16 protein-coding genes are annotated in these 14300 nt (G+C 69.9%); 9 read left to right on the top strand and 7 right to left on the bottom strand.

Annotated elements, in window-relative coordinates; genetic code table 11:
• Positions 1-25: 25 nt before the first annotated feature.
• Positions 26-748 (bottom strand): ArsR/SmtB family transcription factor, encoded by a 723-nt coding sequence (locus tag D451_RS0117550; RefSeq protein ID WP_017535405.1) that lies wholly within the window; start codon positions 746-748, stop codon positions 26-28.
• Between the two features lie 65 nt (positions 749-813).
• On the opposite strand from D451_RS0117550, the gene D451_RS0117545 reads away from it, so the two are divergent.
• Positions 814-1494 carry a flavin reductase family protein gene (locus tag D451_RS0117545; RefSeq protein ID WP_017535404.1) on the top strand — a complete coding sequence of 227 codons (681 nt, stop codon included), beginning with the start codon at positions 814-816 and terminating at the stop codon, positions 1492-1494.
• A gap of 118 nt (positions 1495-1612) precedes the next feature.
• On the opposite strand, the gene D451_RS0117540 is transcribed toward D451_RS0117545, so the two are convergent.
• The 3 genes from D451_RS0117540 to D451_RS0117530 all read right to left on the bottom strand — a co-directional run bounded on the left by D451_RS0117540 (position 1613) and on the right by D451_RS0117530 (position 3304).
• Positions 1613-1807 carry a hypothetical protein gene (locus tag D451_RS0117540; RefSeq protein ID WP_014912625.1) on the bottom strand — a complete coding sequence of 65 codons (195 nt, stop codon included), beginning with the start codon at positions 1805-1807 and terminating at the stop codon, positions 1613-1615.
• A gap of 189 nt (positions 1808-1996) precedes the next feature.
• The gene (locus D451_RS0117535) at positions 1997-2929 is read right to left on the bottom strand and encodes an EamA family transporter (protein ID WP_017535403.1); all 933 of its coding nucleotides are present in this window, start codon (positions 2927-2929) and stop codon (positions 1997-1999) included.
• Positions 2930-2935: 6 nt separating this feature from the next.
• Positions 2936-3304 carry a hypothetical protein gene (locus D451_RS0117530; RefSeq protein WP_017535402.1) on the bottom strand — a complete coding sequence of 123 codons (369 nt, stop codon included), beginning with the start codon at positions 3302-3304 and terminating at the stop codon, positions 2936-2938.
• Positions 3305-3424: 120 nt separating this feature from the next.
• On the opposite strand from D451_RS0117530, the gene D451_RS0117525 reads away from it, so the two are divergent.
• Together D451_RS0117525 and D451_RS0117520 are read left to right on the top strand one after the other, a co-directional pair.
• Complete coding sequence (locus tag D451_RS0117525) at positions 3425-4117, top strand: RICIN domain-containing protein (protein WP_026125154.1); 693 nt, start codon at positions 3425-3427, stop codon at positions 4115-4117.
• Between the two features lie 143 nt (positions 4118-4260).
• The gene (locus tag D451_RS0117520) at positions 4261-5547 is read left to right on the top strand and encodes an MFS transporter (RefSeq protein ID WP_017535400.1); all 1287 of its coding nucleotides are present in this window, start codon (positions 4261-4263) and stop codon (positions 5545-5547) included.
• On the opposite strand, the gene D451_RS0117515 is transcribed toward D451_RS0117520, so the two are convergent.
• Genes D451_RS0117515 through D451_RS0117505 form a run of 3 tightly spaced genes read right to left on the bottom strand, consistent with a single transcriptional unit; the run spans position 5492 to position 8112 of the window.
• Positions 5492-6292: an inositol monophosphatase family protein gene (locus D451_RS0117515; RefSeq protein WP_017535399.1), complete on the bottom strand. Its 801-nt coding sequence runs from the start codon at positions 6290-6292 to the stop codon at positions 5492-5494. The genes D451_RS0117520 and D451_RS0117515 overlap by 56 nt on opposite strands.
• A 45-nt stretch (positions 6293-6337) precedes the next feature.
• Positions 6338-7174: an ABC transporter permease gene (locus tag D451_RS0117510; RefSeq protein WP_017535398.1), complete on the bottom strand. Its 837-nt coding sequence runs from the start codon at positions 7172-7174 to the stop codon at positions 6338-6340.
• Positions 7174-8112, bottom strand: a complete 939-nt coding sequence (locus D451_RS0117505) for an ABC transporter ATP-binding protein (RefSeq protein ID WP_017535397.1) — start codon at positions 8110-8112, stop codon at positions 7174-7176. The genes D451_RS0117510 and D451_RS0117505 overlap by 1 nt, the downstream gene beginning before the upstream one ends.
• Positions 8113-8538: 426 nt before the next feature.
• Here D451_RS0117505 and D451_RS0117500 point away from each other — a divergent pair, with 426 nt between their 5' ends.
• Genes D451_RS0117500 through D451_RS0117475 form a run of 6 tightly spaced genes read left to right on the top strand, consistent with a single transcriptional unit; the run spans position 8539 to position 14285 of the window.
• Positions 8539-9306 (top strand): helix-turn-helix transcriptional regulator, encoded by a 768-nt coding sequence (locus D451_RS0117500; protein WP_014910548.1) that lies wholly within the window; start codon positions 8539-8541, stop codon positions 9304-9306.
• A 19-nt stretch (positions 9307-9325) separates the two neighbouring features.
• Positions 9326-10738 carry a Fe-S cluster assembly protein SufB gene (gene sufB / locus D451_RS0117495; RefSeq protein ID WP_014912019.1) on the top strand — a complete coding sequence of 471 codons (1413 nt, stop codon included), beginning with the start codon at positions 9326-9328 and terminating at the stop codon, positions 10736-10738.
• A 1-nt stretch (position 10739) separates the two neighbouring features.
• Positions 10740-11900: a Fe-S cluster assembly protein SufD gene (sufD, locus tag D451_RS0117490; RefSeq protein ID WP_014909925.1), complete on the top strand. Its 1161-nt coding sequence runs from the start codon at positions 10740-10742 to the stop codon at positions 11898-11900.
• Positions 11893-12228, top strand: a complete 336-nt coding sequence (locus D451_RS0117485) for a non-heme iron oxygenase ferredoxin subunit (RefSeq protein WP_014911922.1) — start codon at positions 11893-11895, stop codon at positions 12226-12228. The genes sufD and D451_RS0117485 overlap by 8 nt, the downstream gene beginning before the upstream one ends.
• 8 nt (positions 12229-12236) lie before the next feature.
• A complete protein-coding gene (gene sufC, locus D451_RS0117480; RefSeq protein WP_014912613.1) occupies positions 12237-12998 on the top strand; it encodes a Fe-S cluster assembly ATPase SufC in 762 nt (253 codons plus the stop codon).
• Between the two features lie 3 nt (positions 12999-13001).
• A complete protein-coding gene (locus D451_RS0117475) occupies positions 13002-14285 on the top strand; it encodes a cysteine desulfurase (RefSeq protein ID WP_014910315.1) in 1284 nt (427 codons plus the stop codon).
• The last annotated feature ends 15 nt before the right edge of the window (positions 14286-14300 follow it).

Genomic DNA, 14300 nt, shown 5'->3' with positions numbered 1-14300 from the left:
GCCGGTCGCGACGACCGTTCCCGGCTCAAGCCGTCCCCTCCGGGGCGCTCAGCGCGTCGGAGGAGAGGCCGAACAGGGTTCCGAAGGCCTCCGAACCCTCCGGGGTCACCATGACGGCACGGGGTACGCCGGTGCGGACGATCCATCCGGACGAGAACGCGTGGGAGCAGAACGCGGCCGCCAGGGCGCCGGCGAGGTGGAAACGGCGTTCCGTCCAGTCCAGGCAGGCACGCACCGCCGGACGACGGGCGCCGGGTGCGGTCGCCAGCCCCAGCTCCGCGCTCCACTCCTCCCCGGCCGGGGTCAACGCCAGCCCCCGCCCCTCGGACAACAGGCCCCGCTCGATCATCGCCTCGGTGATCAGTACGCCCAGTCGACCGGCCAAGTGGTCGTAACAGGTCCGGGCCAGAGCCAGATGACGCCCGCGAGAGCGTGCCCTCAGCGAGGGTGACGGAGGAGCCGCCTCCGGCCCCAACGCGGCGAGGCGTTCGACCAGTTCGGCGATCTCGGGCGAGGCCAGGCGAACGTAACGATGGCGCCCTTGCCGTTCCTGGACCAGGAGTCCGCCCGCCACCAAGGCGTTCAGGTGCCCGGTCGTCGTGGAGGCCGCCACTCCGACGTGGCGCGCCAGCTCTCCCGCGGTCCAGGCCCGTCCGTCCAACAGGGCCAGACAGAACCCGGCTCTGGTCGGATCTGCCAGCAGAGCCGCGATCTTCGCCAGCCCGGGGGCGACACGCTCGGTTTCCATGGGCCCATTGTCCCCATCGACGTTTCGGTCCGCGCCGAAACGTCCGGTCGTTAACGTCACCGTCCATGACCACCGACACGCACCGGAACCCATCGGTCGATCCCGGATCCCACCGCGAAATCGAACCCCGCGTCCTCTACTTCGGCACCCCCGTGGCCCTCGTGTCCACGCTGAACGAGGATGGGACGCCGAACCTGGCGCCCATCTCCTCGCTGTGGGCCCTGGGCATGCTTCTCGTCGTGGGGCTCGGCGCGACCGGACAGACCGCCCGCAACCTCGAGGAGCGCCCCGAGATGGTGGTGAACATGCCCTCCGCGGACCTGTGGGAACGTGTGGAGCGTCTGGCTCCGCTGACCGGACGGGATCCCGTTCCGGAGGGGAAACCGCCGGGGTGCCGTTTCGAGGCCGACAAGTTCGGCGCGGCGGGCCTGACGGCGACGGGATCGGTCCTGGTCGGTCCGCCTCGGGTGGCCCAGTGCCCCTTGCAACTCGAGACGAAGGTCCGGCACGTGCGGGCGGACGACTCCGGCGAGCACGTCATCGTCGAGGCCCGGGTGGTGCGCGTCCACGCGGAGAAGGGCGTCATCGTACCGGGAACGCATCACATCGATCCCGCGAGCTGGAACCCCTTGATCTACAGCTTCCGTCACTACTTCGGCCTTGGAGCCGAACGGGGATACTCCCACCGTTCTCAGACCCCGACCCGTGGTGCGGGCGGGCGCGCTCCGGAGCCCTCACGGGCCTGAGGTCCGCGCGGCCGTGCCGGCCGTGTCGAGGGCGCGGGGGAGAAGGGGGAGAGAACATGGGAGGAGCCGCCCCCGCAAGGTGAGGGGCGGCTCCGGGCACCGATCTATCGAAGGTGCGTCAAGCGTTGTAGTTGGCGATGCACTGGCTGAGCAGGTTGAGGTCCAGGTTGATCAGCCCCAGAGCGTTCTGCTCATCGATACATGCCTGATAGACCTCGGAGTTGTGGCCACCGGCCGAGGCGGCGCCGGCGCCCATACCGAGGAGTCCCGCCGCGAAGAAAGCGGTCAGGGCGAGCTTGGCGACGATACGCATGGGTGTTCCCCTTCGAATGCGGGTGCAGGAACGGGTCGGCCTACCCACCGGCAACAATTACCGCCGGCCTCGAAGCGGAAACGCTCCGCACTCGTGGTTTGCCCTGAACATGAAGGTGTTCTGCCGAATCGATGGTCGTAGGGCCGGACCCGTGGTCGGGCATTGCCCACGCCCTTGCCTTCCCCGGCCCTACGGATCGTCGCGGCGGACCTCCCCCTCCGTGCCGGACGAGGCCTTGGCGGCCTCACGGGAGGAGGTCCGGGTCGAACCGGCGCTCGCGATGATCACACAGGCGACCGCGGCCCACTGCCACACGGTCAGCAGTTCGCCGAGCAGGAGCAGACCCACCAACGCGGCGGCGGCCGGTTGCAGACTCATCAGCACGCCGAACACGCGGGGCGGCATACGGCGCAGGGCGTTCAGTTCGAGGGTGTAGGGGACCACGGAGGAGAGCACTCCGACGGCCAGACCGAACAACAGCAGACGCCAGTCGAGCAGGGCGGCGCCTCCCTCGGCGATCCCCGCGGGGGCCATGACCAGGACCCCCACCACGCTGGCGATGGCCAGACCGGAGGTGCCGTCGAAGCGACGTCCGGTCGCGGCGCTGAGCAGGATGTAGCCGGCCCAGGCCACCGCGGCCAGTACCGCGAACAGCACGCCCAGCGGGTCGAGGGAACGGAACTCCACGCCGAGGGCGGCGACGCCGAGCCCGGCCATCCCCGCCCACACCAGGTCGACACGGCGCCGCGAGCCCACGATGGCGATCAGCAGCGGCCCCAGGTACTCGATGGTGACCGCGATACCCAGGGGGATGCGGGCGAAGGCCTGGTAGATGAAGAAGTTCATGGCGGCCAGGGCCACGCCGTAGCCGACGACCACCATCCAGTCGGCCCGGGTGCGTGCGCGCAGCACCGGCCGGGCGACGAGGACCAGGAGGATCGCCGAGGTGAGCAGACGCAGCCACACCACGGCTGCCGGTGGCAGCGCGTCGAACAGGTTCTTGGCCACCCCGGCGCCGGTCTGGACCGAGACGATGCCGACCAGTACCAGCCAGACCGGGGGCAGGGAGTCCAGCAGGTTACCGCGGGTGGGGGCGGCCGTCGCTTCGGTCCGAGAACGCATAATGGATCATCCTACGTTTTCCGGTGTCCGGTCGGCCTCCCCCGGGTCCCTTTCGACGGGAGCGGGCGCCGGTACGCGCGGTTCCCACACCAGCGCCAGCAGGAGCAGACACCAGGCCGACGCCACCAGCGCGGGCTGCAACAGGGTCATGACCAGGCCGATCACCGTCAGGTCCCCCCGCCCGAAGAGGGCCTGGAACCCGAGCCAGAGGAACGGCAGCGCCGCCGCGAACAGGTTCACGACGAGGGCCGTCCAGGCCAACCACGCCCGCGCGGGACGACGCCACCACAGGAGGACGCCGCCCACCAGTACCAGGAACAGGGGAGGGCCCAGATAGCGGACCACGATGAACCAGGGCACTCCGATGCTCTCCATGGGCGATCACCCTATCCACGATCGATCGTGGCCCCCGAACGTGCGTGAGGTGGGGGATGTGGTGTGAAATGGTTCGGTTTCATCCCGAAGGAACGTCCCCGCCCGCAGGAGAGCCCCGCCATGTCCCGAAGCAGCGCCCGCCCGGACGACCTCCAGGACCGGGAACCGCCCCGGTGGCCGGTTCTGGCCGGGGCGACCGCCCTGCTTCTGCTCGCCGGTCTCGGCGGCTACACCGCCGGTGTGTTCGTCTCCGAGAACCGCGCCCAGGTCGAGGAGATGTCCGTGGTCTCGGGCATCCTCGTCCAGCCCGAGGGCGCCCCTGACGAAGCCGAGGAACCGGAGGAGGAGCCCGAGGAGGAGACCCACCCCGCCGGGATCGACCCCGAGGTCTCCTACGCCCTGCTCAGCGTGCACGGAGGGCGGGCCGTGGACGTCGCGGGCGCGGCGCAGGACAACGGCGCGCACGTCCACCTGTGGGACCGCCACGACGATGAGCATCAGCAGTGGCGCTTCGTCCCGGTCGACGACGGCTTCTACGAGATCCTCGGCGTGGCCAGCGGCAAGCTGTTGGAGTTCCCCGCGACCCCCGATCCCGAGACCGGTGAGGGGGCCTCGCTGCTCAGCCGCACCGGCGCCCCCGAACAGCAGTGGCGGGTGATCGAGGTGGGCGACGGCGTGGTCCGGCTGGTCAACCGGGCCGACGGGCAGGCCCTGGGGAACCAGGACGGTGAGGAGGAGAACCGGACGCTCCTCACCCCGGCCGAGGACGAGGGCCATCCGCACCAGCAGTGGCGTTTGGTCCCGGTCGGCTGACCCCTCCAGGGGACCGTGTTAGAGTCCGGACCGTGTTCTCCCTCTGTGCGTAGATCGACGCCCCGCCGCGACACCGTGTCGCGGCCCTTCGGCGTCCACGCACCTCCGCGGCGCCCGCGCGCCGCCTCTCCACGGAGAACACCATGTCCTCGCCTGTCCCGGGCCCCTCCTACCGTGCCGTCCTGCGTGTCACGGGGGCTTGCCGTCTCCTGATCCCCGCCCTTGTGGGCCGATCGTCCTACGGCCTCGTCTCGCTCGCCCTGGTCCTGTCCGTCGTCCACGCCACCGGCTCCTACGCCTACGTGGGGGTGGTCGTCGGGGTCTTCGGCGCGACCGTCGCCGCCCTGTCCCCGCTGCGCGCCCGTCTCATCGACCGCCACGGCCCGTGCGCCGCCCTGCCACCGATGGCGGCCCTGTTCGCCCTGACCCTGCTCGGTCTGGCCGTGACCACCTGGAGCGAGGGAACGGGCCCCGGCGTGCTCGTGGCGCTCGCGGCGGTGGCCGGGGCCTGCGCGCCGCCATTGGGGCCGGTCACCCGGAGCCTGTGGAGCCACCTGATCGCCGAGCGGGCCCTGCTCCAACGTGCCTACAGCCTCGACACGGTGGTGGAGGAGCTTATCTTCCTGGGCGGTCCGCTCCTGCTCGGAGCCCTTCTGCCGTGGTGGCCGCCCCCGATCGGTCTGGTGGTCGGCGCTCTGCTGGTGTCGACCGGAACGTGGGGGCTGGTCACCTCTCCGGTGGCGCGTTCGCTGTCCCGAAGGTCCCCGGAGAGGTCGTCGGCCCCGGCCCTGGATACGGACGTGACGCCGCGTCCCGTCGCCCGCGGCGGCCTTCTCACGGCGGTCGCCCTGTCCGGGGCGGCCGGTATCGCTCTGGGGGCGACGGCGCTGATCAACGTCGCCTTCGCCGAGCAGCACGGGCGGGTCGAGACCGTCGTGTTCCTGGAGGCCCTCCAGACCGCCGGCGGGGTGATCGGCGGCCTTCTCTACGGGGCCGTCTCCTGGCGGGCCGGTTCCCGGACCAGGCTCGTCCTGATCTCTCTGGCCCTGGGCGGGGGAGTGGCCGCCGCGACGTTCGCGCCCGGCGTGGCAGCCCTGACCGCGTTGCTCTTCGTGGTCGGTGTCGTCGGAGCGCCCCTGATCACTACCTCCTATCTGCTCGCCGACGAGTCGGTGGCGGCGGACCGCCGGACGCGTGCGGGGAACTGGGTGAACACCGCCCATAACGCGGGGTCCTCGGCCGGCGGGGCCGCGATCGGCGCGCTCCTCACCCTGGTCCCGCCGAGTACGGCCTACACGGCGGCGGGCGGGGTCCTGGTCGTGGTGGCGGTGGTCGTCCTGCCGTTCTCGATCCCTCGGAGGCGCGTACGCCCCCTCAGGGGATCATCATGGGCCGTACCGTCCGCCACGTCCGCTCGTCGGCGGCGGTGAGCAGGAGACGACCCTCGCCGTCGGGCCGGTAGGGCTCTCCTTCGGGACGGAGACAGACCCCGCCGGCCTCGGTCAACAGCAGGCTTCCGGGGGCGTGGTCCCAGGGCCGGGTCCCGGAGAACAGCATGAAGTCCAGCCCGCCCTCGGCCAGACGGGGGTAGTCCACGCCGACGCAGCCGGATCCCCGCTCGAGCCCGGCGAGGGCGGGCGCGGACCCCTCCACGTGCGCGCGTTCGGCGGTCGACAGGGAACGGCCCCGCGCCGCCCCGCGCAGAAGAGCGGGGTCGGCGGGCGCGGGTTCGCGTCGGACTCTGCGCCCGTCGCACCAGGCCCCCGAGCCGAGCTCGGCGACGTGGACACGGTCCAGGGTCGGGCGCAGGATCCAGGAGACGATCGACCGACCCCGGTAGACCAGCGCGACCATGACGGCGAACCTCTCGTCGCCGTGGACGAAGTTGCGGGTCCCGTCCAGGGGGTCGACCACCCAGACCCGGGGTTCGGCGAGCAGGGCCCGCGTCAGGCCGGGGTCGGAGGAGGCGGCCTCCTCGCCCACCACCGGCACGTCGAGGATCTCGCGCAGCCTGCGGGAGATGATCTCCTCGGCCTCTTGGTCGGCCACGGTGACCAGGTCGCCGGGCGCCTTCTCGGACACCTCGCCCTCGGCCAGTCGACGGAACCGGGGGAGGACCACCGTCTCCGCGGTCTCACGGAGGATCTTGGTCACGGTGTCGATGTCGATCGTCATGGCCGACAGACTACGGCCGTGGCGCGGTACGGGCCGGTGCCGGGCCTACTCCCAGCGGAAGAGGCGGGAGGCGGCCAGGCCGCCCACGACGGTCCACACGGCCAGGACCGCGAAGACGCCGAGCCCGGGGGCCGCCCCGTGGGAGAGCACGTCGCGCAGCCCCGAGGCGAGCGCGGTGATCGGCAGGACGGACACGGCCCGCTCCATCACGGCGGGGAAGCCGGTGGTCGGGAACAGGACGCCGCCCAGCCCCAGCATCAGCACGTACACGAGGTTGGCGCCGGCCAGGGTCGCCTCGGCCCGCAGTGTTCCGGCCATCAGCAGCGCGAGCGAGCTGAAGGCGGCGGTGGCCAGGAGCACCAGGGCGACGGCGGAGAGCACCCCGGTGAGGGAGAGCGCGGGGGACCAGCCCAGGAACAGCGCGACCACGGTCAGGACGGTGATCTGGATGGTCTGCACGGCCAGCACGGCCAGGGTCTTGGCGGCCAGCAGGCCGAACCGCGACAGGGGGGTGGCCCCCAATCGCTTGAGGACCCCGTAGCGCCGTTCGAAGCCGGTGCCGATCGCCAGCCCGGTGAAGGAGGTGGACATGACGGCCAGGGCCAGGATGCCGGGGGCGAGCGTGTCGACCCGGGGCCCCTCGCCCACGTTCAGGACGTCGGTGAGGCTCAGACCCACCAGCAACAGCACGGGGATGACCATGGTGAGCAGGAACTGCTCGCCGTGGCGCAGCATCACCCGCAGTTCCATCCCGGCCTGGGCGGCGACCATCCGCCACATCGGCGCGGCCCCGGGGTTCGGGGTGAACAATCCGGGGTCGGAGGCGAGGGTCGGTGTGTCGGAGGCCGTCGGAGCGGCCGTGCCATAGGTGTGCTCGGTCATCAGTCGCGCAGTTCCCGGCCGGTGGTTTCGAGGAAGACGTCTTCGAGGGTACGCCGTCGTACACGCAGGTCCTCGGCGAGGACGCCGGCGGAGGCGCACCAGGCGGCGACCGTGGCGAGGAACTCCGGCCCGGGGGCCTCGGCGGCGTGCGTGGCGACGGTGTACTCGTGACGGCCGCCGGCGACGATCGACGTCACCTCGCCGCCATCGGGCAGGGCGGCGCGCAGGGCCTCGGAGTCGATCGGGGTCTCGGTGGAGAAGCACACGTCGCGTCGGCCGCGGGTGAGCTCGGCCGGGGTCCCCTCGGTCACCACGGAGCCGTGGTCGATGATCACGACGTGGTCGGCGAGACGCTCGGCCTCCTCCATGTGGTGCGTGGTCAGGATGACCGCGACACCGGCCGCGCGCAGGGCCGAGACCAGGTCCCAGGTGGCCATGCGCGCCTGCGGGTCCAGACCGGCGGTCGGCTCGTCGAGGAAGACGATCTCGGGGCGGCCGACGACGGCGCAGGCCAGGGAGAGGCGTTGCTGTTGGCCGCCGGAGAGGCGGCGGAACGGGGTACGACCGGCCGAGGTCAGCCCCAACCGCTCCAGGAGCAGGTCGGGGTCGATCGGGTGGGCGTGGAAGGAGGCCATGAGGCGGAGCCATTCGGCGGCCCTGGCGCCGGTGGGCACTCCGCCGGACTGCGGCATCACACCGACGCGGGGCTTGAGCTCGGCGGCGTCGGCCACCGGATCCCGACCGAGGACCCGCACGCTGCCCCCGTCGGCATGACGGAAACCCTCGCAGATCTCGATGGTGCTGGTCTTGCCCGCTCCGTTGGGGCCGAGCAGGGCGGTCACCGCGCCGCGGCGCGCGGTGAACGAGAGGCCCGTGACGGCCGTGGTGGCGCCATAACGCTTCACCAGGTCGACGACCTCGAGGGCGGGTGTGTCCATGGGGCCTGAGTTTACGTGCGTCCCGGTGCCGGGCTTCACCACCCCGCCCGGAGGGGGAGAGGCGTGATCCGGGGCTCGGGGGATCGTGGGGCGGACGAGATCGGGTTCCGGGGGAATGGCTCCGCCCGCTTTCCCGTTGTTCACATCCGTTGACCCGTTTCCCCTGGTCCCCGCGGAGTCGACACGGTGTCCCCTGAGAAAAATTCGCTCGAATGGCGAGACTCGAGTCTTGTCATTCGAGAAAGCGCGTGCGGAGGAAACCGCTCGTGAGAGGGCTCCGGGCGGTCGGCTCGAGCGAATCTCCAGCTTAGGCAAGCCTGACCTTCGTGATGAAGCGCATCGTATCGGGTTTGCCTCGGTGGACTTATTTAAGCCACACTGATGTTGTCAAAACCACGAGCCGGTAGCGAACGAGGGGGGAGGAGCATGTCCGAGGCACGCCATGCCCCCCGTCCCTTGAACGGGCCCGACCACGGTACCCGCGCCCGCGTCGCCCGGCTCATTCTGGAGAAGGGTCCGATCACCGCGTCCGCCCTGGGCGAGCGGCTCGGTCTGACCCCGGCGGCGATCCGCCGCCATCTCGACCACCTGGCCGGCGAGGGCATGATCGAGGCCCGTGACGCCCGACCGGTGCACGGACGTCGACGCAGAGGGCGCCCCGCCCGCGTCTTCGCCATCACCGAGGCCGGACGCGACGCCTTCGTGCACGCCTACGACGACCTGGCCACCGAGGCCCTGCGTTTCCTCGCGAGGACCGCCGGACCCGAGGCGGTCGGGGAGTTCGCCCAGAGTCAGGTCGCCGACCTGGAGCGGCGCTACAAGCCCATGCTGGACGCGGTTCCCCCGGAGCGACGTGTCCTGCTACTGGCCGAGGCGCTCTCCAACGACGGCTACGCCGCCACCGCCGGCCGGGCTCCGGCCCCCGGAGGCGGCGACCAATTGTGCCAACACCACTGCCCCGTCGCGCACGTGGCCGCCGAGTTCCCGCAGCTCTGCGAGGCCGAGATCGAGGCCTTCGCGCGGCTTCTGGGCACCCCGGTGCGCAGGTTGGCCACCATCGCCCATGGCGACGGTGTGTGCACCACACACGTCACCCCCCGGGGAGACGGCGACGGCGGGGAGCACCACGTCCCCGCGACCAACACCGCTCGCCGTACGGCGAGCGGAGGATCGCAACACCACAAGGACGTCTGAGTCCAGGAGGAGTCCGCGCATGACTTCTGTCGCGCACCCCGAGCTCGAAGGGCTCGGAACATATGAGTACGGCTGGGCCGACTCCGACGAGGCCGGGGCCACGGCCCGTCGTGGTCTGAACGAGGAGGTCGTCCGGGACATCTCGGACAAGAAGAGCGAGCCGGAGTGGATGACCAAGCTCCGTCTGAAGTCGCTCCGGCTCTTCGACAAGAAGCCGATGCCCGACTGGGGCGCGGACCTGTCCAAGATCGACTTCGACAACATCAAGTACTTCGTGCGGTCCACGGAGAAGCAGGCCACCTCCTGGGAGGACCTGCCCGAGGACATCAAGAACACCTACGACAAGCTGGGCATCCCCGAGGCGGAGAAGCAGCGTCTGGTCGCCGGTGTCGCCGCTCAGTACGAGTCCGAGGTCGTCTACCACCAGATCCGCGAGGACCTGGAGGAGCAGGGTGTCATCTTCCTGGACACCGACACCGCGCTCAAGGAGCACCCGGAGATCTTCGAGGAGTACTTCGGCTCCGTGATCCCGGCCGGCGACAACAAGTTCGCCGCGCTCAACACGGCGGTGTGGAGCGGTGGCTCGTTCATCTACGTGCCCAAGAACGTGCACGTGGAGATCCCGCTCCAGGCCTACTTCCGGATCAACACCGAGAACATGGGTCAGTTCGAGCGGACGCTGATCATCGTCGACGAGGGCGCCTACGTCCACTACGTCGAGGGCTGCACCGCGCCGATCTACAAGTCGGACTCGCTGCACTCCGCGGTCGTCGAGATCATCGTCAAGAAGAACGCCCGCTGCCGTTACACGACCATCCAGAACTGGTCGAACAACGTCTTCAACCTGGTCACCAAGCGCGCCATCGCCGAAGAGGGCGCGACCATGGAGTGGGTCGACGGCAACATCGGCTCCCAGGTCACCATGAAGTACCCGGCCGTGTACCTGATGGGCGAGCACGCCAAGGGCGAGACCCTCTCGATCGCGTTCGCGGGCGAGGGTCAGCACCAGGACACCGGCGCCAAGATGGTGCACTGCGCGCCCAACACCTCCTCCAAGGTCGTCTCCAAGTCGGTGGCGCGCGGTGGCGGTCGCTCCTCCTACCGCGGCCTGATCCAGGTCCAGGAGGGGGCGCACCTCGCCAAGTCCTCGGTGGAGTGCGACGCCCTGCTGATCGACACGATCAGCCGTTCCGACACCTACCCCTACAACGACCTGCGCGAGGACGACGTCGAGCTCGCGCACGAGGCCACCGTCTCCAAGGTCAGCGAGGACCAGCTCTTCTACCTGATGAGCCGGGGGATGGGCGAGGAAGAGGCCATGGCCATGGTCGTTCGAGGATTCGTGGAGCCCATCGCCCGGGAGCTCCCGATGGAATACGCGCTGGAGCTGAACCGTCTGATCGAGCTCCAGATGGAAGGATCGGTGGGTTGAGTTGACGACCACGAACACGGAGCCCAAGGCGCACAGCCACGGCCTGGGACAGATCCCGGTCTCCAAGCTCGACACGCACGGCTCCAGCGACGTGAACGACTTCCCCGTCCCGAACGGGCGCGAGGAGGAGTGGCGCTTCACCCCGCTGCGCCGCCTCAAGGGTCTGCACGACTGGAAGGGGACCGCCGACGGCACCGACGAGCTCGTCATCGACGCCCCCGAGGGCGTCACCGTCGAGAAGGTCGGCCGTGACGACGAGCGTCTGGGCAAGGCGGGTCTGCCCGTCGACCGCGTGATCGCGCAGGCCTACAGCTCCTTCGAGCAGGCCACCGTCGTCACCGTGCCGCGCTCGCTGGTCGCCGACAAGGCGATCACGATCGACCGCAAGGGTCTGGGCGGCACCGCCTTCGAGCAGATGGTGATCGACGTCCAGCCGATGGCCGAGGCCACGATCATCATGACCGCCACCGGCACCGGTGTGCGGGCGGGCACCCTCGACATCCACGTCGGTGAGGGCGCCAGGCTCACCCTGGTCAACCTCCAGGAGCAGGACGACGACGCCGTCGAGGTCGGTCAGCACAACGCGCGGATCGGCAAGGACGCCAGCTTCAAGTCGGTCGTCATCACCCTGGGCGGCGACCTGATCCGTCTCTCCCCGCGCGTCTCCTACGAGGGCCGCGGCGGCAACGCCGAGCTCTACGGGCTCTACTTCGCCGGGGACGACCAGCACCACGAGCACCGCTCGCTGATCGACCACAACCTGTCCCACACCCGGTCCCGCGTGGACTACAAGGGCGCGCTCAGCGGCGCCGGGGCCCACACGGTCTGGATCGGTGACGTGATCATCGGCGAGGGCACCGAGGGCACCGACTCCTACGAGCACAACCGGAACCTCCAGCTCACCGACGACACCCGTGTCGACTCCGTGCCGAACCTGGAGATCTTCACCGGTGAGGTGCAGGGGGCCGGACACGCCAGCGCCAGCGGTCGGCTGGACGACATCCACCTCTTCTACCTGTGCTCGCGCGGCATCCCCGCCGAGGAGGCCCGGCGTCTGATCATCCGGGGCTACTTCCTGGACATCGTCAACCGGATCGACGACGAGGACCTGCGCGATCACGTCATGGAGAAGGTCGAGCGAAAGCTTGCCGCACATGAGTGAGACCGACGGCTGGACCAAGGTCGCCGAGCTCGACGAGATCCCCGAGGAAGGTGTCCTGGGGATCGAGACCGACGACGAGACGCCCATCGCGCTGGTGCGCACCGAGGGTGAGATCTACGCGCTGCGCGACGTGTGCTCGCACGCCGAGGTCCGCCTCTCGGAGGGCGAGGTCGAGGACGGGACCATCGAGTGCTGGCTGCACGGTTCCTGCTTCGACCTGAAGTCGGGGGCGCCGATCAACCCGCCCGCGACCCGGCCGGTTCCCACCTACGACGTGAAGATCGACGGCGATGACGTGCTCGTCTCGCTGGATGAGAAGAATTCCTGAGGCTTGAAATGACGAAGTTCGAAATCCGCGGTCTGCGTGCCGACGTCCTCATCAGCGAGGACGAGCGGCAGGAGATCCTCAAGGGCGTCGACCTCACCATCAACTCCGGTGAGACCCACGCCATCATGGGCCCCAACGGCTCCGGCAAGTCCACCCTCGCCTACGCGATCGCGGGCCACCCCCGTTACGAGATCACCGAGGGCGAGGTCCTCCTCGACGGTGAGAACGTCCTGGAGATGGAGGTCGACGAGCGGGCGCGCGCCGGCGTGTTCCTGGCGATGCAGTACCCGGTCGAGGTCCCGGGCGTCTCCATGTCCAACTTCCTGCGCAGCTCCGTCAGCGCGGTGCGCGGCGAGGCCCCCAAGCTCCGGCAGTTCTCCAAGGAGCTCCAGGGCGCGATGAAGGACCTGTCCATCGACTCCTCCTTCGCCGCCCGCGGCGTCAACGAGGGCTTCTCCGGTGGTGAGAAGAAGCGTCACGAGATCCTTCAGCTCGAGCTGCTCAAGCCGAAGGTCGCGATCCTGGACGAGACCGACTCCGGCCTGGACGTCGACGCGCTCAAGATCGTCTCCGAGGGCATCAACCGCGCCCAGGCGGCCAACGACATGGGCGTCATGCTCATCACGCACTACACCCGCATCCTCAACTACGTGAAGCCCGACTTCGTGCACGTCTTCGCGGAGGGTCGCATCGCCGAGTCCGGTGGCCCCGAGCTGGCCGCCGCGCTGGAGTCCGAGGGTTACGAGCGGTTCGTGAAGGCGGGCGCGTAACACATGAGTGATCGCGAGCTGGGACGGCTCGACGTCGCGGCGATCCGGGAGGACTTTCCGATCCTGTCCCGGACCGTCCGTGACGGGCGCCCGTTGGTGTACCTCGACTCCGGGGCTACCTCGCAGAAGCCCCGTCAGGTGCTGGACGCCGAGCGTGAGTTCTACGAACGCCACAACGCGGCGGTGCACCGGGGCGCGCACCAGCTCGCGGAGGAGGCCACCGACGCCTACGAGTCGGCCCGTGAGACCATCGCGTCCTTCATCGGTGCCGACTCGGGCGAGGTGGTGTTCACCAAGAACGCCACCGAGGCGATCAACCTGGTGGCCTACGCCATGAGCAACGCGGCCACCGCCGAGGACGGGCTGCGACGGCTGAAGGTGGGCCCGGGCGACGAGATCGTCGTCACCGAGATGGAGCACCACGCCAACCTGGTGCCCTGGCAGCAGCTCTGTCAGCGCACCGGCGCGACCCTGCGCTGGTTCCCGGTGACCGACGAGGGTCGCCTGGACCTGTCGGACCTGAACGAGATCGTCAACGAGCGCACCAGGATGGTGGCCTTCGCGCACCAGTCCAACGTGCTCGGCACCGTGAACCCGGTCGCCCCGATCACGGCGCGGGCCCGCGAGGTCGGCGCGCTGGTGCTGCTGGACGCCTGCCAGTCGGTGCCGCACATGCCGGTCGACGTGGCCGCCCTGGACGTGGACTTCCTCGCCTTCTCCGGTCACAAGATGCTCGGCCCCAACGGGATCGGTGTCCTGTGGGGACGGCGCGAGCTGCTGGAGGCGATGCCTCCGTTCATCAGCGGCGGCTCGATGATCGGAGTGGTGCACATGGACCACTCGACCTGGGCGGAACCGCCTCAGCGTTTCGAGGCCGGTGTGCCGATGGCCCCGCAGGCCGTCGGTCTGGCCGCGGCCTGTGACTACCTGTCCAAGGTGGGTATGGATCTGGTCGCCGATCACGAGCGCGCGCTCACCGAATACGCCCTGAAGCAGATCGGGGCGATCGAGGGCGCGAGCATCGTGGGGCCGAACGAGATCGCCGACCGGGGCGGCGCGGTGTCGTTCGCGGTGGAGGACATCCACCCGCACGACCTGGGCCAGGTCCTGGACGACAGGGGGGTCGAGGTGCGGGTGGGCCACCACTGTGCCTGGCCGCTGCACCGTAAGCTCGGCATCGTCGCGACCACGCGCGCGTCCTTCTACCTCTACAACACGATGGAGGACGTGGACGCGCTCGCGGAGGCGATCCGGGCCGCCCAGAGGTTCTTCGGGACCCGGGCCTAGTAATCGAGGATTCTG

Origin of the sequence: Nocardiopsis alba DSM 43377 (assembly GCF_000341225.1) — a bacterium.
Classification (GTDB): Bacteria; Actinomycetota; Actinomycetes; order Streptosporangiales; family Streptosporangiaceae; genus Nocardiopsis; species Nocardiopsis alba.
The sequence above is the reverse complement of the archived record's forward strand: the minus strand, read 5'-3'. Positions and strand labels throughout refer to the sequence as shown.